20 protein-coding genes are annotated in these 22,115 nt (G+C 55.6%); 8 read left to right on the forward strand and 12 right to left on the reverse strand.

All coding sequences use genetic code 11. The annotated features are described in order from the left end of the window. The first annotated feature begins 146 nt into the window (after window positions 1-146). Window positions 147-1,148, forward strand: a complete 1,002-nt coding sequence (gene trpS / locus UF64_RS17530) for a tryptophan--tRNA ligase (protein WP_044829962.1) — start codon at window positions 147-149, stop codon at window positions 1,146-1,148. A gap of 84 nt (window positions 1,149-1,232) precedes the next feature. Here trpS and UF64_RS19795 read toward each other — a convergent pair whose 3' ends face one another. Together UF64_RS19795 and ribA are read right to left on the reverse strand one after the other, a co-directional pair. Then, on the reverse strand, window positions 1,233-2,723 hold the full coding sequence (locus UF64_RS19795) for a hypothetical protein (protein WP_052657690.1): 1,491 nt from the start codon (window positions 2,721-2,723) through the stop codon (window positions 1,233-1,235). Between the two features lie 279 nt (window positions 2,724-3,002). Next, complete coding sequence (gene ribA / locus UF64_RS17540; protein ID WP_044829964.1) at window positions 3,003-4,160, reverse strand: GTP cyclohydrolase II; 1,158 nt, start codon at window positions 4,158-4,160, stop codon at window positions 3,003-3,005. Between the two features lie 669 nt (window positions 4,161-4,829). Between ribA and UF64_RS17545 the strand changes: the two genes are divergently transcribed. Further along, window positions 4,830-5,519, forward strand: coding sequence for a response regulator transcription factor (locus UF64_RS17545; protein WP_044829876.1), 690 nt, complete (start codon window positions 4,830-4,832; stop codon window positions 5,517-5,519). A 228-nt stretch (window positions 5,520-5,747) separates the two neighbouring features. Here UF64_RS17545 and UF64_RS17550 read toward each other — a convergent pair whose 3' ends face one another. Beyond that, complete coding sequence (locus tag UF64_RS17550) at window positions 5,748-6,443, reverse strand: YggS family pyridoxal phosphate-dependent enzyme (protein ID WP_044829877.1); 696 nt, start codon at window positions 6,441-6,443, stop codon at window positions 5,748-5,750. A gap of 153 nt (window positions 6,444-6,596) precedes the next feature. Between UF64_RS17550 and UF64_RS17555 the strand changes: the two genes are divergently transcribed. After that, entirely contained in the window at window positions 6,597-7,163 is a 567-nt protein-coding gene (locus UF64_RS17555; protein WP_235285137.1) for a thiamine phosphate synthase, read from the forward strand. A gap of 18 nt (window positions 7,164-7,181) precedes the next feature. After that, window positions 7,182-8,411 (forward strand): glycosyltransferase family 9 protein, encoded by a 1,230-nt coding sequence (locus UF64_RS17560; RefSeq protein WP_044829879.1) that lies wholly within the window; start codon window positions 7,182-7,184, stop codon window positions 8,409-8,411. 93 nt (window positions 8,412-8,504) lie between these two features. Here UF64_RS17560 and UF64_RS17565 read toward each other — a convergent pair whose 3' ends face one another. Both UF64_RS17565 and UF64_RS17570 read right to left on the reverse strand, forming a co-directional pair. Continuing rightward, the gene (locus UF64_RS17565) at window positions 8,505-9,545 is read right to left on the reverse strand and encodes a porin (RefSeq protein WP_044829965.1); all 1,041 of its coding nucleotides are present in this window, start codon (window positions 9,543-9,545) and stop codon (window positions 8,505-8,507) included. 605 nt (window positions 9,546-10,150) lie between these two features. Beyond that, complete coding sequence (locus UF64_RS17570) at window positions 10,151-11,224, reverse strand: porin (protein WP_044829880.1); 1,074 nt, start codon at window positions 11,222-11,224, stop codon at window positions 10,151-10,153. 21 nt (window positions 11,225-11,245) lie between these two features. Between UF64_RS17570 and UF64_RS17575 the strand changes: the two genes are divergently transcribed. Genes UF64_RS17575 through holA form a run of 4 tightly spaced genes read left to right on the forward strand, consistent with a single transcriptional unit; the run spans window position 11,246 to window position 14,287 of the window. After that, a complete protein-coding gene (locus UF64_RS17575; RefSeq protein WP_235285138.1) occupies window positions 11,246-12,028 on the forward strand; it encodes a DUF3576 domain-containing protein in 783 nt (260 codons plus the stop codon). A gap of 5 nt (window positions 12,029-12,033) precedes the next feature. Then, on the forward strand, window positions 12,034-12,696 hold the full coding sequence (locus UF64_RS17580) for a hypothetical protein (protein WP_044829881.1): 663 nt from the start codon (window positions 12,034-12,036) through the stop codon (window positions 12,694-12,696). Then, window positions 12,693-13,199, forward strand: a complete 507-nt coding sequence (gene lptE, locus UF64_RS17585; protein WP_044829882.1) for an LPS assembly lipoprotein LptE — start codon at window positions 12,693-12,695, stop codon at window positions 13,197-13,199. Before UF64_RS17580 ends, lptE begins: the two co-directional genes overlap by 4 nt. A 56-nt stretch (window positions 13,200-13,255) precedes the next feature. After that, window positions 13,256-14,287, forward strand: coding sequence for a DNA polymerase III subunit delta (holA, locus tag UF64_RS17590; protein WP_044829883.1), 1,032 nt, complete (start codon window positions 13,256-13,258; stop codon window positions 14,285-14,287). Between the two features lie 233 nt (window positions 14,288-14,520). Here the strand turns inward: holA and UF64_RS17595 are convergent, their stop codons facing one another. The 7 genes from UF64_RS17595 to UF64_RS17625 all read right to left on the reverse strand — a co-directional run bounded on the left by UF64_RS17595 (window position 14,521) and on the right by UF64_RS17625 (window position 22,084). Next, window positions 14,521-15,717 carry a ParB/RepB/Spo0J family partition protein gene (locus tag UF64_RS17595; RefSeq protein WP_044829884.1) on the reverse strand — a complete coding sequence of 399 codons (1,197 nt, stop codon included), beginning with the start codon at window positions 15,715-15,717 and terminating at the stop codon, window positions 14,521-14,523. Continuing rightward, the gene (locus tag UF64_RS17600; protein ID WP_044829885.1) at window positions 15,714-16,541 is read right to left on the reverse strand and encodes a ParA family protein; all 828 of its coding nucleotides are present in this window, start codon (window positions 16,539-16,541) and stop codon (window positions 15,714-15,716) included. The genes UF64_RS17595 and UF64_RS17600 overlap by 4 nt, the downstream gene beginning before the upstream one ends. Beyond that, window positions 16,538-17,173, reverse strand: a complete 636-nt coding sequence (gene rsmG / locus UF64_RS17605; RefSeq protein ID WP_044829967.1) for a 16S rRNA (guanine(527)-N(7))-methyltransferase RsmG — start codon at window positions 17,171-17,173, stop codon at window positions 16,538-16,540. The genes UF64_RS17600 and rsmG overlap by 4 nt, the downstream gene beginning before the upstream one ends. A gap of 433 nt (window positions 17,174-17,606) precedes the next feature. Then, window positions 17,607-19,514: a tRNA uridine-5-carboxymethylaminomethyl(34) synthesis enzyme MnmG gene (gene mnmG, locus UF64_RS17610; protein WP_044829886.1), complete on the reverse strand. Its 1,908-nt coding sequence runs from the start codon at window positions 19,512-19,514 to the stop codon at window positions 17,607-17,609. 144 nt (window positions 19,515-19,658) lie between these two features. Further along, window positions 19,659-21,032, reverse strand: a complete 1,374-nt coding sequence (gene mnmE / locus UF64_RS17615; protein ID WP_044829887.1) for a tRNA uridine-5-carboxymethylaminomethyl(34) synthesis GTPase MnmE — start codon at window positions 21,030-21,032, stop codon at window positions 19,659-19,661. Window positions 21,033-21,472: 440 nt separating this feature from the next. Beyond that, a complete protein-coding gene (locus UF64_RS17620) occupies window positions 21,473-21,796 on the reverse strand; it encodes a ferredoxin (RefSeq protein ID WP_044829888.1) in 324 nt (107 codons plus the stop codon). A gap of 33 nt (window positions 21,797-21,829) precedes the next feature. Beyond that, the gene (locus tag UF64_RS17625) at window positions 21,830-22,084 is read right to left on the reverse strand and encodes a DUF6489 family protein (protein WP_044829889.1); all 255 of its coding nucleotides are present in this window, start codon (window positions 22,082-22,084) and stop codon (window positions 21,830-21,832) included. Between the last annotated feature and the right edge of the window lie 31 nt (window positions 22,085-22,115).

A 22,115-nucleotide genomic window follows, 5' to 3' on the forward strand; every position in this document is an offset into this window, starting at 1 on the left:
CGGTTTCCTGACAAGCAGCTTGACCTTACCCGGCCACGGGGCTTAACTCGCGCGCGAAACTTGCATGCTCGTCCGCCGGCGGGTGTCCAAAACCTGGCGGAGTATGCAAGTCCCGTTACTCAAAATATGAAATGGACGACGACGTTATGGAACGTGTGTTTTCGGGCGCTCAGCCCACCGGTAACCTTCACCTTGGCAACTATCTTGGCGCGATCCGCAACTGGGTCGAATTGCAGAAGAAATATGAATGCATCTTCTGCGTGGTCGACATGCATGCCATCACGGTCTGGCAAGATCCCAAGGAACTGCGTTCCAACATTCGCGAACTGGCCGCCAGCATGATCGCGTCTGGCATCGATCCGGAAAATCAGGTGCTGTTTAACCAAAGCCAGGTTTCCGCTCATGCCGAACTGGCCTGGATCTTTAACTGTGTCGCGCGCATCGGCTGGATGAACCGCATGACCCAGTTCAAGGAAAAGGCGGGCAAGCATCGCGAAAACGCGTCGCTCGGTCTTTATGCGTATCCGAGCCTGATGGCGGCTGACATTCTGGCCTACAAGGCGACCCACGTGCCGGTCGGCGAAGACCAGAAGCAGCATCTTGAACTGGCCCGTGATATCGCGTTGAAATTCAACACCGATTACGGCGTCGAAGGTTTCTTCCCGCAGCCCGAGCCGCTGATCCTTGGTCCGGCAACCCGTGTGATGTCGCTGCGTGACGGTTCGAAAAAGATGTCGAAATCCGATGCGTCAGACATGGCGCGCATCAACATGACCGATGATGCCGATACACTGGCCAAAAAGATCCGCAAGGCAAAGACCGATCCGGAGCCACTGCCAAGTGAAGCCGCCGGTCTTGAAGGCCGCCCGGAAGCCAAGAACCTGATCACCATCTATGCTGCGCTCACCAACAGCACGGTTGCGGATGTTCTGACCGAACATGGCGGCACGCAGTTCTCTGGCTTCAAACAGGCACTGACCGACGTCGTTGTCGAAAACCTGGCACCGATTACCGAGGAAATGGCACGTCTGAATGCAGATCCGGCCTATATCGATTCTGTTTTGGCCAAGGGTGCGGAACGCGCGAATGTCATTGCCCAGCCGATCCTCAAAGAGGTCAAGGAAATCGTCGGTTTCCTCAACAGCTGATCACGCCAGGCAAATCTGAATAACAAAAAGCCCGCCGGTTCAAACCAGGCGGGCTTTTTTGTTTTGATACCGAAACAGGCCTTATCAGATCGAATTTCCGGGCTGTGCCGGGTTCTGCTGCATCGCCTGATATTTCTTGAGGCCATCCATCATTGTTTGGCTGAACCACGCCCCGACCGGCGCATCACCATTCATGTTATTGGATGCCTGCTGCAAAAGCGGATGATTGGCCGGATCATCAGCCACTGGCGCACTGGCCGGTGTGGCTGAGCCGCCCTGATCTGCATTTGCAACATCATATCCGTCATAGGTATTGGCCGGGCCGCTATCAGCAACCGCGTTATTGCTGGCAACCGCATCGGCGGCCATGGTCTGGGCCTTTTCGCGGCCAAGGGCAGCATTAAACCGTGCCGCCATTTCAGCAGCCGAAAGCGGCGCGCCATCGGCGCCTGTGGTCTGGACTTCAGTCGCCTTGCGCGCGGCGGCTTCGGCTTTCACCGCGTTTATCTTGGCGTATTTGGCTTCATGGGCTGCCATTTCGGCTGAAATGGCAAATGTGTTGTTCTGTCGGCTGACCCGGCCACTGCTTGCGGCACGCGCCCAGACAGTATTCGCTTCACCGGTGCTAGTAACCGGGCGACGAACCGGCTCATTTGCCGTGGAGCTTGATGCCACCGTTTTGCTGAATGTCGAAACCGGATTTGCCGTGCCTGCCGATGCCATGGCGACCATCAGCTCTGCAGGATCGGATGTTTGGGCGGTAGCGGCAGATGCCATTTCGGCTGCAGGCTGCGCTGACGGTTGGGATGCGGCAACTGCCGGATTGGCTTGATTATTCGCGGCCGGATTGGCCGGAGTCGGGCTGGCTTGCGCAACCTGCGTTGCCTGCATGCCTTGCGCCCACGGCACATTCAGGTCTGACGCCTGAACACCAACACTGCCCGCACTATTGGCAGAAGCCAGCACGGCCTGATCAACCGGTGTGGTTGGGGCTGATTGCACGATGGTCGCCTGTTCGGCTGCACTGGCGGGTTGGGCCTGATACCCGCTCATCCAGGGCAGAACCAGATCGCCCTGATAGCTACCGTTTTGCGCCACAGTGGCTTGCTGGTTTTGGCTGGCATCAGTCGCATCAGCCACCGCCGTGCCATCATCAATGCCACTGCCGCCAAAGCTGTCTTCGACAAACGCCATGACGTGGCTGCCGGTATCGTCACCGGTGACCGCATCAACCACGGCATCAATGGCCGCACCGGCAAGGCCAAACACCCCGCCAAACAGGCCACCGCCCGCAACGCGCGCGCCATTGCCGATCTCATCACCGGTGAGAGAGCGATAAATCATCCCGACACCGGGAATATGCTGCAGGGGATTGATCACATCGAGGATGTCGGTGAATTCAAAACCGTCCTCGCCAAACATGTATTGCGAAAATGTCCGGCCTTCGCCGTTACCCGACAGGGCATCAGCCGCATTCGACTGGGCAAACTTGTTGTCTGCTGCCCCGCCTGCGCTCCCTGTGCCACCGGTTATGCTACCGGGCGAAATTTGCCGCCAATTTTCACCAATCGACATGTCTGTCCTCCTCTTGCCAGATGATTTGCAAAAGGAGTGCCAGTTTTAGCATTCGCTAAAACATTGAAATACCGAGATTTTATTGGGAAGGCCTTCCGCCAGATCTGCCCGTCGGAATCTTCTGCCGGGTAGCATCGGCACGGTTAAATCAGGCAGAGCTTAAACTGTGTGGGATGTGGCGAAAATGACGGGTTCGGCGAGCACGGGTGCGCAGCGTACTTACGGTACGTGAGCGCCCTGCGCAGAAGAAACCGTTATTTGCAGGCCATCCCACGCAGTTTAGAACAGATGTCCAGCCCGCTCTTTCTTGGTCTGGAGATAGAATTCATTATGACCATTGGACGGGAATTTGTGCGGCACACGTTCGGACACCGTCACACCCCAGCTTTCAAGCCCGGTGAGCTTTTCCGGATTGTTGGTCAGCAGGCGCACGCTTTCAAAGCCCAGCTGACGCAGCATTTCGGCCGCCGGGCGATAAACACGCTCATCGGCGTCAAAGCCAAGTTCCTCGTTGGCATCAAGGGTATCAAACCCGCGATCCTGAAGCGCATAGGCGCGCAGCTTGTTAACAAGCCCGATACCACGCCCTTCCTGACGCAGATAAAGCACAATGCCGCCCTGCCCGCTTTTGGCGATTTCCGAAATGGCACCACGCAGCTGCGGCCCGCAGTCACAGCGCAGCGACCCGATCAGATCACCGGTAAAGCATTCCGAATGCAGGCGGATCAGCACCGGTTTGTCCTTGGCCGGTTCATCAATCACGATCGCCAGATGTTCCTGCCCGCCATCTTCCGGACGAAACGCAATGACGGTGACATTTTCCGCATCTTCAAGCGGTACGCGCGCTTCGCTGACCTGACGCAAGGATGCGGCCGAAGCATTTTCATAGCCATTGATGCTTTCAGACTGCAACACCAGCAAGTTCTGCGACCGTGCAAGGGTTTCAAGTTGATCGGCGCTGACCGGCACCGTCACCACAGCGGGCAACAACCGCGCAAGCTTTGCCAGACGGATGGCGGCATGTTCGGCCATGCTGATCGGGCGCCAGTCCCCATCGGGCAGCGCATCAAGATCAAGCAACGGATTGGCAATTTCCCCCAGTCGATTGGCGTCAACACCGGATGGCGTGGCAGACACAAAAGCCACAAACGGATCATCCTTGGCAGCCTGACCAAGCGATTTGGCCCGCACGCGCGGAAGGACGATTGCCGGCGCGGTCTCGTTTCCAGTGATGTCGCAAAGACGTTCCAGACCATGTTGCGAAAGCGGCTCAGCGGCAATCACGGCAACGCTGTGCGCCTCGCCATTGTCGTGACCCTGGACCAGAACGATCTCGCCACGGCGCAAATCTGCCACAGCACGGGAAACCGTCACCAGATCGGTCGCCGGGATCAGATTGCTGTCATTTTGGGCCGTCACGGCGGAGCTTTGGGTCATCGGCATCTTGTCTTTGTGATCACAACATCGCGATCCGGTGGCTATGGGGCTGGATAAAGACCCGGTTTAATTCATATAAGCGCATCAGGCGGCGCGAACCTGCTTATACGGTGATGCGCAAAATCGCAGGAAGACGCGCATCTTTCAAGATTTTACGACATCACGTTATAGACAAATCGCCCCTACTACCTAATCCGGGTTGGCCGGGAGTTAAAGGACCAAAGCGAAAACAGTTTGTTCTTGAAAATACAACGAAGGGTCAGGACCTGTTAATTTGATTTGAATGGCAGAGTTTATATTTGTGAAATCCTAGGAAAATCCCGCAGGGCGGGTCAGCATCCCGCGCAAGGGGTTTGACACGGGAGTTCGCAAATATAAACTCTGTCCTTTGGATCGTTCAGCTTTGCACGGCCTAATTTGTCGCAAAACGTTGAAAGATAAATATCTTCCTGCGGTTTTGCTCCGCGTATCCGCACAAAGCTGAGCGACCATTCGAACCAAATTAACAGGTCCTGACCCTAAGATGCTGATCCTATGGTTCGGCGCGAAAGACTTGATGCATATATGGCGGGCCCGCAGCGAAAGTGCCACAAAAACAACCCGCTAAATCAACACCAAGCACAGATCCCGGATTTGAGGGTGGGTCTGACAAGCAGCAAGGGATGGTGAATGTCGACAGGTAAACAGGTTCTGGTGGTTGAGGATGATGCAGCCCTTAGCCAGTCTCTGACGGAACAGCTCAGACTTCATGAAGATTTTGAATGCGTGGTTGCCAATAGCGGCAAGGATGCGCTCGATCTGGCCAAGGATTCCTATTTTGACGTGATCCTGCTCGATGTCGGGTTGCCCGATATGGATGGCCGCGATGTCTGCAAGCTGATGCGCCGCGCCAATGTCAAATCACCGATCATCATGCTGACCGGGGCCAATAGTGATTCTGACACCATCCTGGGTCTTGAGTCGGGCGCCAATGACTATGTCACCAAACCGTTTCGCCTTAACGTATTGCTGGCGCGCATTCGCGCCCATATCCGCCAGCATGAACAAAGTGAAGATGCGGTCTTTGTCATCGGCCCGTACAGCTTCCAGCCCAGCGCCAAGATCCTGATTGAAACCGCGACCGAAAAGAAAGTCCGCCTGACGGAAAAGGAAACCTCTATCCTGAAATTCCTGTTCCGCGCCGGCGACAAACCGGTCAGCCGCGAAACCCTTCTCGACGAAGTCTGGGGTTATAACGCCGGTGTCACCACCCATACGCTGGAAACCCACGTCTATCGCCTGCGCCAGAAGATCGAAAAGGACCCGTCAAACGCGGCAATCCTGATCACCGAGCCGGGCGGGTACAAGCTAATCCCCTGACCCAAAGCCGGTTTTAGGGCCTGAAAAAGAAAATCCCGCCGATGCGGGATTTTTTTGTCACAAATTTCCGGTTGCCGCGTCAATGTCTTCGTCCTGATTATCCACAGGGAAGCAACAAGCACCATAACCCGCGTTTTTTGCGTAAATTCAGGCTAAAAAACCCCGATTTTGCATATTTTCGCGTTTAAAATCGATTAAACGCCCAGAATTTAGGCCTGAATAGGTCAGTTAGTATCCTCGTGAGCCAAAAATAGCCGTCCCAACCCGCACATGGGTGGCACCAAACCGAATTGCCGCCTCGTAATCACCGCTCATACCCATGCTTTTGATTTTCAAACCATGGCGATCGGCAATCTTGCTGAGCAAGGTGAAATGCGGGGCGGGTTCCTCATCGACCGGGGGAATGCACATCAGGCCAATGATCGGAAGCTTGAGCTCTTCACGGCACATCGTGATGAAGTCATCGGCATCCTTTGGTGCGATGCCGGCCTTTTGTTCTTCCTCGCCTGTATTGATCTGAATAAACAAATCCGGGCAGGTGCCCGTGTTATCACGATGCTTGGCCAGCGCCTTTGCCAGTTTCGGACGATCCACGGTTTCGATCACGTCAAACAGCGCGACCGCATCCTTCAGTTTGTTGGTCTGAAGCGGCCCGATCAGATGCAGCTCGATATCGGGAAATTCATCGCGCAGTTCCGGCCATTTTCCTGCTGCTTCCTGCACACGGTTCTCGCCAAATACCCGCCTGCCATCAACAAGCGCCTTGCGCACATGATCGGCATCATGGTTCTTGCTGACACAGACCAGCGTCACATCATCCCGATTGCGTTCGGCCGCATCACATGCCGCATTGATATTGTTCTGGATTTCGGCAAGGTTGGCCGCAACATCGGTTTTGTCAGATGACAGATCATGACTGCTCATGGATGATGGTCCTTCATCGGTAAGGCGTTCAGACACGGCATGTATAGCTGCCACATCGGGATAGTATCAATGGATAAGGCCCTGTTAAAGCAGGCACGCAGGCTCAATCTTCGCAATGGCGGCCCAAACTGCCCCATCCCACCAATCGTTTTGATGACCGATGATCAAAGGATGCCCAATCCCGAGGCCGCCATCCCCGCCCTTCCCCGCGACAGCATGGTCATTTTTCGCCATTATGATCATCCAAGGCGGTTCCAGATCGCGGCAAGCCTGCGCACAATCTGCCGCGCCAAAGGCATCCCCTTCCTAGTCGCAAATGACGTGTCACTTGCCCTCCGGCTTGATGCCGACGGCATGCATTTCCCCGAATACCGAGCGCTGACCGATCCCGGCATTTATCAACGAATCCCGGAATATTTCCTCCACACCTCGGCCTGTCACTCACTGCAAACAATCCGACGGCTAGCCCTGTTGCCAAAACAGATCCGCCCCGATAGCGTCCTGATTTCTCCGATCTTCGCTACGCAAAGCCACCCGGGTGCCAAGCCGATGTCGAACAACAAAGCCAACCAGATGATCCGGGCGTGCCAGCAGGCCAACATGGTGCCGATCGGGCTTGGCGGGATCAGTGCACAAACAATCAGAAATCTGCGGACTTCGGCACTTGCCTCCGTCGCCGGGATCGGGTTTTCTGTCGGAAGCCACCTGCCATCCCGTTGACCGGAGTTCTCCCGCAAAATGCCCCGGGCCCCGCACCCATCGCGCAAGACATTTACCCGTTTCGCCTCCCGGCAGCCGTTTCAGTTCGGGTTGCCCAATGTCAGCTCTGCACTAACTCAAACGTCTGACAACAGCCCGATCTATTTCACACGCGTGACGTCGCTTCTGCGCCGTCAGGTTCTCGCAAACGCATCAGGGGTAAAAATCAAATCAGACAGCTACCGGTTTCAGGTTCTGCCACGTGATGGCTGGGGCGAGCAGGATTTCTCAAAAAAATCCGTGCTGTTTCTGATCCCTGATGATGCGCTGGGGGATTGTGTTGGCATGGCGCTGTTTTTTCGCGCCCTCAAGCAGCGTTTTGCCGATATCCGCATCGGTGTCTTCAATAGTGGCAGCGCATCGGACATCTTCGCGCTGATGCCTGATATCGAGATTTTCCAGCTGTTTATCTCGAGCGCACAGCTCAAACGCTTCGATCACGTGATTGATCTCAGTGAAATGGAAGGCTGGCGCGACATCGCCACCATGCCGGTCAACCCGGAAGAAGCGCTCTGCGAGGCGTTCGGCATTCCGCCCGTACCGCTTGAGGAACGACAAGTACCAGCCGGAACCCGACGTAAAGTCGGCATTGTCCCCATGGCATCCTCGCCGCTGCGTACCTTGCCACCCAAGCTTGTCAGTGAAATTACCGCAATGTTGGCCAAACAGGACTGCGAAATCACGCTTGTGCTCAATGCCTATCAGGGCGTGATGAAAGCCTACAAGGCCGCGCTGAGTGATCTTGGCACCAAAAGCCACGGCAATATCCGGATTGTAGATGGCTTCAAAACCATCGGTGAATTGGTCAATTTTGTCGGGCAGCAGGATTACCTCGTCGTCGCCGACAGCGGCCCAGCCCATATCTCCAAACTGTTACAGACACCGGGCTTAGGCATCTATAGCTCCGCCGACGCGAAAACCCTGCAAGGCCGCCACAAAAACCTGCGCACCTGGCAAAGCGATTTCATTGGCCCTCATTGCGCCGCCCCGTGTGGCCTTGCCAAATTGCGCGCCACAGCAGACGGCAAAATCGGCTGTATGGGAAGCCTAGCGCTGCCGATCACCGACCTTCCAAATATCCCGGAGAAACGTGATGCCACACTGGCTCAGGCATTGGTAACATACACGCCCGTACCCTGCGTTGCTCGATTGACAGAGGAAATCCCGGCGATTTGCGATGTGATCGCTAGGGAGCTGCACGCATCCTGATCAGATGGCTATCGATGCAACCCAACGGATAGCCAGACAAAAAGAAAGGGCGGCCGAAGCCACCCTTTCAAAACCAATCCTGATTCCGAAGAATTAGAAGGTCAGAGCAAGACCGGTAACGGCACCGAAGCCGTCGTTATCGGCGATTGCTGCGTTATCGGATTCATCGTCAAACCAGAAGATCGACGAACGCCAAGCAACGCCCGCACCAAGGGTGTAAGACAACCCTAGATCGACGGTGCTGATCTCACCGGTACCGGAAAGATCCACATCATCATCGGTAAGATCTACGTCGCGGTTGCCGTATTCTGCATAACCATAGGACAGAGATACGGTCGCTGCATCCATCGCGTAAGATACGCCAATGTCAAACGCATCGGTATCGCCACCAGTGCGCGAACCCTCGTCCTGAGCATAATCGTCTTCGATGTGGCCCCAAGAGGAACCAACTACGAAGTTGCCAAAGCCAACGGTCGCACCAAGGCCATACCAGTTGCCTTCGCCCCAATTTTCACCGGTTGCAGATACGCCAACAGACACACCATCAAATTCGCCTTGGTAGTTAATGCCAGCCGATACGATGTTGTCGCCGTCGTTCGCGGTGTCGTTGTTGTTCGAACCATCGTCGTCGGCATAGGAAACGCCGACCTGGAAGCCGCTGATGCTCGGGGTGTAATAGGTAACGCGCTTCTGATCACCGCTCGACGGAACGGTATCGATCAGGTAAGCGTCAACCCAGTTGGTCAGGTCGCCATCGTTAACACCAACCGGACCAACAGACGGTGCGATGAAGCCCATGGAATCAGCTGCGCTATCGTCTTTACCCAGACGAACCTGGCCGAAGCCGCCATTTACATAAAGGTACTGTTCGTCGATCTGGTCGGCAGAAGTTTCGCCTTCGAGTTCGACGACTGCACCAACTTCGATACCGTTGTCGAGGGTGGTTTCGCCCTTGAAGTGAATTTCAGTGTCGGACTGGAAGGCGTTTTTACGATCGCCCTGGTCCTGATCGGCAAAACCGGCCCACTGTTCCATGTAACCGCCGACCGAAAGCTTGATCGGCTCAGAAGCCTGTGCGGTGCCTGCAGCGGCAATAGCGACAAGTGCGCTGGAAGCAAAAAGAATCTTTTTCATCATAACCCTCAATAGAATAACGTTTCGGGACGAAGGGGTTTGAACCGGACGGCCCTTCGTTCTGTCGAGGGAGATATGGCCATTTAAATGACAAGTGGTCAATTATATTAAATGATCAATAGTCATTTAATAATTAGATTGTTGCATTTATATCACATATATAAGCATATTTGCAGCTGTATGCGGTGATATATACCTGACTAAATGATCAGCAAAAATTTTGTGTTTTTTCTGTACAGCTTATTCATCGACATAAATATCTATTGGTCACTTATTAGCCGTATCGAGAAGCTGGACTGGTTCACAGATCATAGGATGTCGCTTCCACAAGATGAGAAGTTAAGGTCAGCAATATGTACCGCTTTGGCTTTACGGCTTTTTAATTTGGTGCGTTCCTTGGTCCGCAGCCCGTATTGCAGCCCTATTGGTGGATGAAAAATTGTAAACGACCGGCTCGAGTCTGACCCAATTTCTAAAACAGGTCAGCACTTGCGAAGAAATTCGCGAGAGCTGACAGGAGAAATGATCGGCCCTTTTGAAATAGGCGAAAAAAGAAGGGGGTGGAAAATCCACCCCCTTCAATTCTTCAGCTAATCCGGAAAGGATTAGAAGGAGAGAACGAGACCGGTGATACCACCGAAGCCGTCGTTGTCGTTTGCGCTGTCTTCGCCTTCATAGTCGAACCAGAAGACCGAAGAACGCCAGCTCACGCCTGCACCGAGGGTGTAGGACAGACCAAGGTCAACACCGTTGAACTCGTCAACACCAGAAGTGTCTGCATCGTCTTCCATTTCAGCATACATGTAGGTCACGGAAACGGTTGCAGCGTCCATTGCATAGGAAACGCCGATGTCAACGCCCATGTCGTCATCTGCAGTGGTGGAAGCGTTTTCGTTCAGGTCGTACTCAGCTTCTTTCAGACCGTAGGAAGCACCAACGGTGAAGTTGCCGAAGCCAACATTCGCACCAACATGGTACCATTCGCCTTCGCCTTTGGACTCACCGGTTGCCGCTACGCCGAGCGAGAAACCGTCGAAGTCTGCGTTGTATTCAACACCAGCAGAAACGACGTTGTCACCGCTGTTTGAGTCATCGTTGTTCTCTGCTTCGTCATCCATGGTGTAGGATACGCCAGCACGGAAACCACCAAGGACCGGGGTGTAGTAGGTCAGCTTGTGCGCGTCGCCATCATCCCAAACGTTGTCCGGGGTGTTATTCAGGTTAGCGAAATTCGGCATGTCGCCATCGTTAACGCCAGCCGGACCAACAGACGGAGCAGTGATCGACATGTCAGCCGCTGCACCATCTTCCTGGCCCAGTTTAACCTGACCGAAGCCACCGTTTACGAAGATGTACTGCTCGTCAATGGTGGTAGAAGCCGTAGTAACTTCTTCGTCTTCGCCATCAACTGCAGTAGTCGAACCGTTTTCGCCTTCAAGTTCGATGGTGGCACCGATTTCAATGCCGTTATCGAGGGTGGTACGACCGGAGAAGTGAATTTCGGTATCGGACTGGAATGCGTTTTTAGCACCGCCATCAGCGGAGGTGTCTTCGCTAACGCCACCGATCCACTGTTCCATGTAACCGCCTACGGACAGGCTGATCGGCTCAGAAGCCTGAGCTGCGCCTGCGAAACCAACAGCGACGAGTGCGCTGGAAGCTACCAGAATCTTTTTCATCTTTTCCCTCAACGTCTTTGAATGCGTTTTACGCAATACAAATATTTGGACAGCTTTTGCCGCCCGGTTCGACGCTATGGAGCCAGCATTTCGCTGTCTCGTCAATCAATGTGTGATCAAAATGAGACATTTCTGGGTAAATGTTGCATAAAAACCACACATGTTTTTATTTGCCCCTTGTCTCAAGCAACGTATAGTGCGGTCCACAAACTTGAGATACTCGTTGTTAAAGGCTCCGCCGTGAAAAGCTCTTTTGCCAAATTTTTAGGTATTGTCGCCACTTCGCTCATTGTTTCGGGTTGTGCTGGAACCCAAACAGATTACGACAACTTTCCCGGCTCTGCTCCGGGAGATCAAACTGTAAATGGTCGAAAGGCTACCAGGGCCGATCAAAAGGCCCAAGGCTCTTTGTTCGGTTCAGACGGGTTGAGCATTTTTGGTGGAAAAGACGACGAACAACAAGGGGCTGGTTCAGGCATCGGGGTAAACAGCTTCTTGTGGCGTGCCACACTTGATACTTTGTCATTCATGCCTTTGAATTCTGCTGATCCCTTCGGCGGCGTCGTTATTACCGATTGGTATACTCCTGCTGAAACACCAGATGAGCGTTTCAAACTAACAGCGTACATCTTGGGCACGGCGCTGCGCTCGGATGCTATCAAGGTTTCGGTTTTCCGTCAGGTCAGTGTTGGCCCGAACCAGTGGCAGGATGCAGTGGTGGAGCCCGGTACGGTAACGTCCATGGAAGATGCGATCCTGACCCGTGCGCGTCAGCTGCGCATTGACAGTGCGAACTCCGAATAAGGCTTATGTCGAAAGACACCGTCTATATTTCACCGGAATACAACCCCCACTCGCTGCAACGCGACTGGGGGTTTCTTGTATGCAAGCAACACAGTGAGATAATCGACACATTGCCGGAAAATCTGTCTGAACTTCGCACAAGGCTGCATGCGTCGCTCGTCAGCCAATTTGTGCTAAACGATGAGAAGGCGCACCTGATAGCGTGCGCAGCCGCAAAGGTCACAGCCGATGGCTTCGCATCAAATGGTTCGTCACTTTATAATGAAGTCGGGCTGGATATCCTGACACTCGCTTTGCTGGCCGACGTTCCGGCACACCGACCGTTACATCTGACGCAAAACAGTCTGATCGGACATTGGCGCTGGCTGCGTGACGTATGGCGATATTGTGCCAAACATCCGCAATGTGATGCACCACCGCACCCACACAATACAGTGACAACCGCCCTGCAGGGCGGCAAAAACAACCTTGCCATTGCGCAGTTACGTGACCTCTTCAAAAAGGTTCAACAGGTGCCAAACGATTCCGGGCTCTATATTTCTTTCATAAGCAGCCTATCTCTGTTTTGCCCTTTTATCGGAACCGAACTATTGTGGCGCCAGGGACGGATTGATCAAGATCCGGCTAGCCGATCCGGCACCAAAGAGAATAAAGGTATACTTGAATGACGTTGCGCGCGGTTCTTCCGATTCTCGCACTTGTGGCCATAACAACTCTCAGCGCCTGCGGATTTCGTCCGCTCTATGCCACGACGGATGATGACTACAATACGGCCGCCAACATGACCCAGGTTAAGGTCGCCCTGATCAATGACCGCGTCGGACAGTTGACCCGCAACGCCCTGCTCGAAACCCTAGCCCCACGTGGACAAAGCGCAAATCCTCTGTATGACCTAGACGTTAATTTGACCGAGTCGACAAGGAAGCAAGGTTTTACCAAAGATAATGAAGCGACCATCGCCGACTATCAGATTTCCGCAGATTATGAAATCACACGTCGATCTGACTCACAAATTTTGCGCAAGGGTGAAGTTCGCGCCCGCACCAGTTATAATATTGTCGATTCGGACTTTGCCAGCATGGAGGCCGAAGACGCCGCCCGCAGGGACGCTGCACGTAATCTAGCTCAGCAGTTGGCCAATCAGGTCGCAATTGGTTTGCGCTCACAGTAATCGCACCGACCTCTTTCGATCCACATACCACTCCCTAAGGAACCACAAGGCGCATCATGAAGCTCAAGGCAGCACAGGTTGAAAACTTCTTGCGCGCCCCGGATGCGAAGGCCCAGCTCGTTCTGATTTATGGTGAGGACGAAGGTCTGGTGCGCGAACGTGCGATTCGCCTGGCGAAAACCGTGGTTGAGGACCTTAAGGATCCCTTCCGTGTGATCGAGCTTGGCACCGCGCAGCTCAAGGAAGATGCCAGTCGCCTGCGTGACGAATCGGCTGCCATGAGTTTCGGTGGCGGGCGACGTGTGATCCGGCTCCGCGATATTGGTGACGCACAGGCACCTGTCATCGCTGACTTCCTTGCCGATCCCGCTGGTGATGCCCTGATTGTCATTGAGGCCGGGAGCCTCCCGACCCGCTCCAAACTGCGTCAGGCGGTTGAAAAGGCCGGCAACGGCATGGCCCTGCCCTGTTACGCCGATGGCGCACGTGACATCGAAACCCTGATCCATTCGATCATGGAAGAACACAAGCTTCGCATCGACCGCGATGCCACAAGTTACCTCGTCGCAAATCTCGGCTCGGACCGCATGATTTCCCGAAGCGAGCTTGAAAAACTCGCCCTTTATGCGCTGAAGGAAGGCCAAGTCACGCTGGCAGACGCCATGGCCTGTGTCGGTGACAGCTCCGCACGTCATTATGACGATGTCATTCAGGCTGTTTCACAGGGCAATGTCGTCAATCTTGATGCCGCCCTGACGCGGCTGGTCGAAGAGGGTCTGAACCCGGTCGGTGCCCTTCGCATGATGATCAGCTATTTTCAGAAACTGCATCTGGTCAAGGGTCAGGTCTCCCAGGGCGCCAATGCCGATCAGGCGATGAAATCACTCCGTCCGCCCCTGTTTTTCAAGGCCGCCGATCAGTTCCGCGCCAACCTCAATTACTGGGCGGTCAATTACCTGCAGCGCGCCCTGCAAATCCTGCTGGAAGCGGAAAAAGACTGCAAAAGCGGTCTGGCTATCCCCGAAACTATTGCGCACCGCGCCATGATCAAAGTCGCGGTTGCCCGCCAGAAACAGGTCCGGCGCTAACCACTAACCACCAACCGCCGCACCGGTCACCAATACTCAAGAAAATAGGCATGCCACACACTGTGACATGCCTACAAACATCAGAGTGACCCTGGCACCAGCACTCAAGGATCAAGCGCCTTAAAGTACGCGCTTCACCTCAACCGATCCCCGACGCGCTTTCGAGTCTTCTTCCTTAAGCTTCTTGAGCTGATCGATCTTTGCGCGATCAAGGTCCTTCATGCTGGTTTTGGTTACGGCTTTTTTCCCGTGCCATCCGTAACCTCCGCCGCGATCAGATCATCAAGCTCGTCCTCACTGACTTCTTCGCTTTCGATCGGATCATCGCCTTCGGGCCCATCGATGACGAAATCATCGTCTTCGCTTTCGGGCAATGTCGCATCGGCAATGGTTTCAAGCTCAGCCGTCAGATCTTCATCATCCGAGTCGTCATCTTCGATAAACATCGAATCGAATTCGTTCTCATCCGAATCGGCCGAGCTCGCCTCGACCTCATCCTCGCCAAGTTCGCTCGCCTTGCCATGGGTCAGGCGCTGCAAGATGTCATCAAGCTGCTCAAGCGTGTCATAGCGAATCGAGATTTTGCCAGACGCCCCGTCAAAGTCGATATTTACCGCCAACCCCAACATATTGCTAAGGTCACGCTCCAGAGCCACTGTATCTGGGTCTTTCTCGGTCGATGCACCGCCCGATGACTTCTTCGGACGCGAAGCCTTGCCACCATCGGTTTTAACAAGCTTTTCGGCCTGACGGACGTTCAAGCCTTTCTTGACGATCTGGCCGGCAAGCTCGACCGCGTTTTCCGCCCCCAGAAGGGCGCGCGCATGGCCAGAGCTTAATACCTTATCCGACAGCATCTGCTTGATCGGTGCCGGCAGAGCCAGAAGACGCAGGCTGTTGGCGATATGGCTACGGCTTTTGCCGAGTGCCTGACCCAGCGCTTCCTGCGTGTGGGAAAACTCGCTCATCAGGCGGTTATAGCCTTCGGCCTCCTCAAGCGGCGACAGGTCCTGACGCTGCAGGTTTTCGATCAGGGCAATTTCGGCCGTTTCACGGTCATCAAACTCGCGTACCAGAACTGGCACTTCATGAAGCTGGGCCCGCTGGGCTGCGCGCCAGCGACGCTCACCAGCGATGATTTCATAGGTGGTTTCACCCGTCGAAGAAGCACGCACCAGAATCGGCTGAATGATACCCTTCTCGCGGATCGAGGCCGCCAGATCATCAATCGCGTCATCGTCAAAATTGCTGCGCGGCTGGAACGGCGACGGCTTCAGATCGGTAATCGCAATATGCTGCGTCGTGCCGCCCGGTCCCGGATGGGCCGCCGCAGCATCATCGCCACTGGCGGCAACCGCAACATCTTCGTCCTCTTCGCCCAGAAGTGCAGACAGTCCCCTTCCCAAACCGCGTTTTTTTGCTTCGCTCATGCTTTCACCCCTTCGCGTTTCAGGACTTCGCTCGCAAGATTCAAATAGGCCCGTGAACCCGGGCACTTCATGTCATAAACCAGCACCGGCGTGCCGTGGCTGGGTGCCTCGGAAACGCGGACATTGCGCGGGATAACCGTGCGATAGACCACGTCGCCAAAATAGTCGCGCACGTCATTGGCCACCTGGGCCGACAGGTTGTTGCGCTTGTCATACATGGTCAGGACAATGCCCTGGATCTCAAGGTTCGGGTTGAACGCCTTCTTGACCCGCTTGATGGTCCGGACCAGATGGCTGACACCTTCAAGGGCAAAGAATTCACATTGCAACGGCACCAGAACCGCATCGGACGCCACCAGCGCATTCAGGGTCAAAAGACCCAGCGACGGCGGGCAGTCAATCAGGACGTAATCAACATCCTGCGGCAGTTTGCCAAGCGATTCCTTAAGCTGGGTCTCGCGGCGTTCGAAATCGACCAGCTCGATCTCCGCCCCCGAAAGATCCATGCCCGACGGCACGATGCTCAGCCGCGGGATCGAGGTCTCCTTGCGTGCTTCTTCAAGCGTATTGCCATTGATCAGCACGTCATAGGAACTGATCTCGCGATCTGACGGACGCAGGCCCAAACCGGTACTGGCATTGCCCTGCGGATCGAGATCGACAATCAGAACCCGCTGGTTCACCGCCGCCAGGGCGGTTGCCAGATTGATCGTCGTGGTGGTTTTGCCCACCCCGCCCTTCTGGTTGGCCACGGCGATGATGCGCGGACGATTTCCGACACCCTCTGATTTCGTCGAAAGCGGCAAATCAATAACATCCGTCACCGGCCCACTCCTTTCAAGATCATCACGACACCGTCCGGATCGACCAGGCTGGCATGCGTGGTTGCATCAAATGTCCAACCGGCGTCGCGTGCGTCCGCCAGCTCATCCTCAAAGGCACGTCCCTTCAGCAGCACATAATGGCCGCCGTCTTTCAAATGGCGCTGCCCCAATTCCAGAAGCTTGGGCAAGGGCGCAAAGGCGCGCGCCGTAATCACATCGGCCTGGCGCGGGGCCGCGGCCTCAATCCGTTCGCGGGCAATCTCGGTCTGCCCGAGCACACCACACACCCGGGCGGCTTCCATCAGGAAAACGGTCTTCTTGGTATTGGATTCCATCAGGGTGACATTGTTCGCGCCAAGGATCGCCAGAACGATGCCCGGGAACCCTGCCCCCGACCCGAAATCAACGATTTTACCGTCGGCAGCAACATCGGAAAGATGCGGCCAGAGCTGTGCGGAATCCTGTAAATGACGTCCCCAAACGTCTTCGGCCGTGCTGGCGCCAACGATGTTAATCCGTGGCTGCCACTTCACGACGAGGTCTGCATACTGGTTAAGACGGTCCAATGTTTCACGTGAAACATTCAAATCTTGCTCAAACCAGGTTTTTACGGGTGTGGAAATTGTCTGCATATTTGATTTATAGGCCGAGCCCAAAAAACACTCCAGTCTTGATTTTTGCACTTTTGTGTTTTTGCCGGCGTCGGATGCGATAAAACCGGAATAAAACACATCAAATGTTTCACGTGAAACATTCCCACGCTTACAACGGATCTTCCAGATGCCGTTTTACCGAATATTCGAGGAAATTGGGCGGTCGACCCCCTACTGCAAATCGAGTCGACGCAGCCCACAAGGTAAAACATGTGCGACTCGGCAGAATATCGACCTTAATGGGAATGACTGTCTGGCTAGCCCGCCCGCACCCGTTCCTATTCTCCGTGTCTGGACTTCCCCCCAAACTCGCGAGCGCATCACTCCATAGCCCGCATCTCTGTCTGTCCGCCATGGCTATACCCGATACGACAACACCCGGCCGATGGTCTGGCCGGGTGTTGGATCTGGATCAGATGTGTGCAGTGCGGGTTGCGGCCGCGTTCTGATGCTTGTGGCTTTTGATATGGCCGAGCAGTGCCGTGACCGCTGCCGGGGTGACGCCCGGGATACGCGATGCAGCGCCGATGGTTTCCGGCTGGATTTCTTTGAGCTTGAGGCGGATCTCGGCTGACAGTCCCCCGACCTTGTCGAAATCAAGCCCACGCGGCAGACGCAATTCCTCGTCGCGGCGGAAGGCGGCAATGTCGGCCGCCTGACGATCGAGATAGCCTTTATACTGGGCATCAATCGACACCTGCTCCTTGATCGCCGGATCAAGTTCGCCCAGCTGCGGCCAGACCTTGGTCAGGGTATCAAAATCGATATCGGGATAAGCCAACAGGTCATAGGCCGAGCGGCGCACGCCATCCTGATTGATCTTGATGTCGAACTTGGCCAGACCATTCGGCGTTTCGGTCAGCTCGGAGACCTCGGTCTTGGCTGCATTCAATGCCGACTTCTTGGCGTCCCAGGCGTGCGCACGGGTCGATGCGATGCAGCCGATATCAAGACCGCGATCGGTCAGACGCTGATCAGCGTTATCGGCACGCAGCATCAGGCGATACTCGGCGCGCGAGGTAAACATGCGATAGGGCTCGCGCGTGCCAAGTGTGACCAGATCATCGATCATCACGCCGATATAGGCATCCGCACGATCAAGGACAAATTCACGTTCGCCGCCGCCAGCAATCAGCGCGGCATTCACACCGGCAATCAGCCCCTGCCCGGCTGCTTCTTCGTAACCGGTGGTGCCATTGATCTGACCGGCGAAGAACAGGGCCGCGACCTTTTTGGTTTCGAGCGTATGGCGGAGTTCGCGCGGATCGACGAAGTCATATTCCACCGCGTAACCGGGACGGAAGATCTCGACCTTCTCCAGACCCGGAATGGTGGCGAGCATGGCAAGCTGAACGTCTTCGGGAAGCGAGGTTGAAATGCCGTTCGGGTAGATGGTCGGATCATCGAGGCCTTCGGGCTCAAGGAAAATCTGATGCTGATTTTTCTCGGCAAAGCGCACGACCTTGTCTTCGATGGACGGGCAATAGCGCGGGCCGCTGCTTTGGATTTTGCCGCTATACATCGGCGCACGGTCGAGATTGGCACGGATGATTTCGTGGGTGGCATCGGTCGTCCAGGTCATATGACACGGGACCTGCGGCACGGTAATTTCTTTGGTCAGGAACGAAAACGGCTCTGGCGGGTTATCGCCCGGCTGTTCCTGCAGGCTCGCCCAATCGATGGTGCGGCCATCAAGACGCGCCGGGGTTCCGGTTTTCAAACGTCCTAATCGGAAATCATATTTTGCCAATGTCTCGGACAGTCCGGTTGCCGGGGCATCGCCCATCCGGCCGGCCGGCTCAGTATGCTCGCCAATATGGATCAGACCATTCAGGAACGTCCCGGTGGTCAGCACCACCGCACCGGCAAGGTATTCGGTGCCATCGCCCGTGACGACACCCTTGACCCGGTTCTGATCATCGATGATCAGGTCTTCAACACCGCCTTCAAGGATGGTGAGATTTTCCTGCTCGTTCAGAATATCCTGAACGGCCTGACGATAAAGCTTCCGATCGGCCTGGGCACGTGGGCCGCGGACTGCCGGCCCCTTGGAACGGTTGAGCATACGGAACTGGATGCCCGCACGGTCAATCGCGCGACCCATGACGCCGTCAAGCGCATCAACTTCGCGCACCATATGCCCCTTGCCCAGACCACCGATGGCCGGGTTGCACGACATTTCCCCGATGCGATCGGCACGGTGCGTGACCAGTGCCGTGGATGCGCCCATACGCGCAGCGGCTGCTGCGGCTTCGCATCCGGCATGGCCACCGCCGACCACGATCACGTCAAAGCTGTTATTTGGCACGTTCTGTGACATCGACTTCCTCACTCAATCCCCGCTGCTTATCATGCTGCGGGCGTGAACCTTGTTTGGTTCGAATAGGTATTTTTGGTCGGGTTGTCGTCCAATGTTTCACGTGAAACATTGCCGTGATCAAAATCTAACGACTCTCACCTAACTCTATTTGCCGATACAGAAGTCCCCGAAGATGATATCGAGCAAATCTTCCACATCGACGCGTCCGGTAATCTTGCCGATTTCGCGAACAGCAAGGCGGACATCCTCGGCCGCCAGTTCTGCGATTTCGGTCTGCAATCCGCGATCCAGATGATCGCTGGCACTTTCAAGTGCCCGCCGATGGCGCAGCCGTGTCAGCGGCACGGGCCCGGCAAAATCGAGCCCCTCTTTTACGCGAGTCTCCAGCAGTTGCAAGAGGCTTTCCATCCCCTGCCCGGTCATGGCCGATATGGCCAAAACGGGAAGCTCAAGCGCGCGACCATCGGCCGACGTCCCCTGCCACTGTGCCGGAATGTCGGTGGTATCCAGCGCATCGACCTTGTTGATCAGAATAAGCGTCTTGTCATCGATCAGACGCGCGGCCTCCGGATCGATATTCGGCCAGTCCTCGCGATCAATCACCACAAGCCGGAGATCAGCATTCTCGGCACGGGCGGTCGCACGCCGCACGCCCTCGGACTCAATCACATCACCGCTTTCGCGCAGACCCGCCGTATCGACCATGGTGACCGGGAAGCCGCCAAGATCAAGGTGGACTTCGATCATGTCGCGGGTGGTGCCGGCGATCTCGGAAACGATGGCGGCGTCACGCTGCGCAAGCCGGTTCAGCAGGCTTGATTTACCGGCATTCGGCGCACCGAGAATGACGATCTGAAAGCCTTCACGCAGGCGTTCGCCACGGCGGTTATCGGCCAGATGGCGTTTGACTTCGTCACTGACGGCGCGCAAATCGCCATGCACCACCGGCACGATGCCATCAGGCAAATCTTCATCGGGGAAATCAATATCGGCCTCGATATGCGCCAGCGCCTTCATCAAACGCGCGCGCCAGCCTTCATAGAGCGAGCCCAACTCACCGGCCATCTGACGTACGGCCTGCCGGCGCTGGGCAGCGGTTTCGGCATCAATCAAATCGGCAATCCCCTCGGCCGAGGTCAGATCCATCTTGCCGTTTTCAAAGGCACGCCGGGTGTATTCGCCAGGTTCCGCCACGCGCAATCCATCCTGGCGCGACAGGCAATCGAGCACCCCTTCGATCACCGCGCGCCCGCCATGAACATGCAGCTCAACCACGTCTTCACCGGTAAAGCTTGCCGGGCCTTGGAAATAGATCGCCACCGCATCATCAAGTCGCTCATTGCTTTGCGGATCGCGGATCGGCGCATAGATCGCATGGCGCGGTTTGGGCATGGTATCGCGGCCCAACAACGCACAGAGCACAGGACCTGAGCGCGGCCCGGACAACCGGATCACGGCAACACCGGCACGGCCTGCACCAGAGGACAGGGCAAAAATGGTTTCTCGGCTGGCAATCATGGTTGGTCCGTCAGTTCTGAAGAAGCGGTTGCGTGGCTGAGCAGGATATCGTCCAGACAGCGGCAAAGGTCAACCTACCGCTGCAATTACCAACATCGATTTAATAACAGCATGCTCTCTTAGCGGGCTTGTCCGATCCCCCTTGCGCCCGACCATGGACCCCCGCCTTCGCGGGGGTGACGGTGTGTGAGAAGTTCTGGGAAACCGTCCTTGCTGTCGCACAGGATTGAGCATAGCAGGCCCAGGCACCGCCGGAGCAGCATCCCGAGCACCACATACGGTCCGGGGGCATCTTCCACCTCCGTCATGCCCGCGCAGAGCCTGTGCCCGCGGCGGTGGGTACGGGCATCCACCGCCGCGAGCACCACCACGCATAAGAAAACCGGCCATGCAGGTGTCGCAGGCCGGTTTTCGCCAAAAATGACTTATGGGTCGGCGGATTATTGATCGGGGGTGAGCTGCAGGCGTTCAACCACCTGCCCGCCGATCAGATGGTCATTGAGGATCACCTCGATGTCTTCCATCGTCTCGTAGCGATACCAGGTGCCTTCGGGATAGACCACCATCACCGGGCCCAGTTCGCAGCGATCAAGACAGCCTGCGGTGTTGATCCGGGTCTGCGGCAGGCCAAGCTCCTTGGCGCGGACCTTCATGTAATTGCGAAGCTTGGTTGCGCCCTTGGACTGGCAGCAGCCGCGTTCATGACCCGCCGGGCGTTCGTTCTGGCAGACGAAAACGTGTGCCTGATAGTAATGTTCACTCATGGATGCACTTCTACCTTAACCCTGCACTAACACTCAGTCCTTGTCACCGGTGCTGCCACCGCCGGCATTGAACTGTCCCCAGAAGGCTTTCTGAAGCTGTTCCCAGTTCTGAATGCCCTGCGGCAGCCAGGTTTTGAGCATGGTTTCCGGATCCATCGCCGCCAAATTGGCTTTCATCCGGTCTTCGATATCTTGCATCATTGCCTTTTGCATCGGCTGAACATCAGGAAGACCAAAGAAGGTACGTGCCTCTTCCGGGGTGCAATCAATGTTCACGGTTACTTTCATGGCCCTGATCTCCTCATGCGTTTTTTCTGCG

Source organism: Thalassospira sp. HJ (assembly GCF_000948415.1).
In the GTDB taxonomy this organism is placed as follows: Bacteria; Pseudomonadota; Alphaproteobacteria; order Rhodospirillales; family Thalassospiraceae; genus Thalassospira.

Coding starts and splice junctions, on each gene's coding strand:
- trpS (WP_044829962.1), top strand. CDS start 147: ATGGAACGTGTGTTTTCGGGCGCTCAGCCCACCGGTAACCTTCACCTT.
- UF64_RS19795 (WP_052657690.1), bottom strand. CDS start 2,723: ATGTCGATTGGTGAAAATTGGCGGCAAATTTCGCCCGGTAGCATAACC.
- ribA (WP_044829964.1), bottom strand. CDS start 4,160: ATGACCCAAAGCTCCGCCGTGACGGCCCAAAATGACAGCAATCTGATC.
- UF64_RS17545 (WP_044829876.1), top strand. CDS start 4,830: ATGTCGACAGGTAAACAGGTTCTGGTGGTTGAGGATGATGCAGCCCTT.
- UF64_RS17550 (WP_044829877.1), bottom strand. CDS start 6,443: ATGAGCAGTCATGATCTGTCATCTGACAAAACCGATGTTGCGGCCAAC.
- UF64_RS17555 (WP_235285137.1), top strand. CDS start 6,597: ATGACCGATGATCAAAGGATGCCCAATCCCGAGGCCGCCATCCCCGCC.
- UF64_RS17560 (WP_044829879.1), top strand. CDS start 7,182: ATGCCCCGGGCCCCGCACCCATCGCGCAAGACATTTACCCGTTTCGCC.
- UF64_RS17565 (WP_044829965.1), bottom strand. CDS start 9,545: ATGAAAAAGATTCTTTTTGCTTCCAGCGCACTTGTCGCTATTGCCGCT.
- UF64_RS17570 (WP_044829880.1), bottom strand. CDS start 11,224: ATGAAAAAGATTCTGGTAGCTTCCAGCGCACTCGTCGCTGTTGGTTTC.
- UF64_RS17575 (WP_235285138.1), top strand. CDS start 11,246: ATGCGTTTTACGCAATACAAATATTTGGACAGCTTTTGCCGCCCGGTT.
- UF64_RS17580 (WP_044829881.1), top strand. CDS start 12,034: ATGTCGAAAGACACCGTCTATATTTCACCGGAATACAACCCCCACTCG.
- lptE (WP_044829882.1), top strand. CDS start 12,693: ATGACGTTGCGCGCGGTTCTTCCGATTCTCGCACTTGTGGCCATAACA.
- holA (WP_044829883.1), top strand. CDS start 13,256: ATGAAGCTCAAGGCAGCACAGGTTGAAAACTTCTTGCGCGCCCCGGAT.
- UF64_RS17595 (WP_044829884.1), bottom strand. CDS start 15,717: ATGAGCGAAGCAAAAAAACGCGGTTTGGGAAGGGGACTGTCTGCACTT.
- rsmG (WP_044829967.1), bottom strand. CDS start 17,173: ATGCAGACAATTTCCACACCCGTAAAAACCTGGTTTGAGCAAGATTTG.
- mnmG (WP_044829886.1), bottom strand. CDS start 19,514: ATGTCACAGAACGTGCCAAATAACAGCTTTGACGTGATCGTGGTCGGC.
- mnmE (WP_044829887.1), bottom strand. CDS start 21,032: ATGATTGCCAGCCGAGAAACCATTTTTGCCCTGTCCTCTGGTGCAGGC.
- UF64_RS17620 (WP_044829888.1), bottom strand. CDS start 21,796: ATGAGTGAACATTACTATCAGGCACACGTTTTCGTCTGCCAGAACGAA.
- UF64_RS17625 (WP_044829889.1), bottom strand. CDS start 22,084: ATGAAAGTAACCGTGAACATTGATTGCACCCCGGAAGAGGCACGTACC.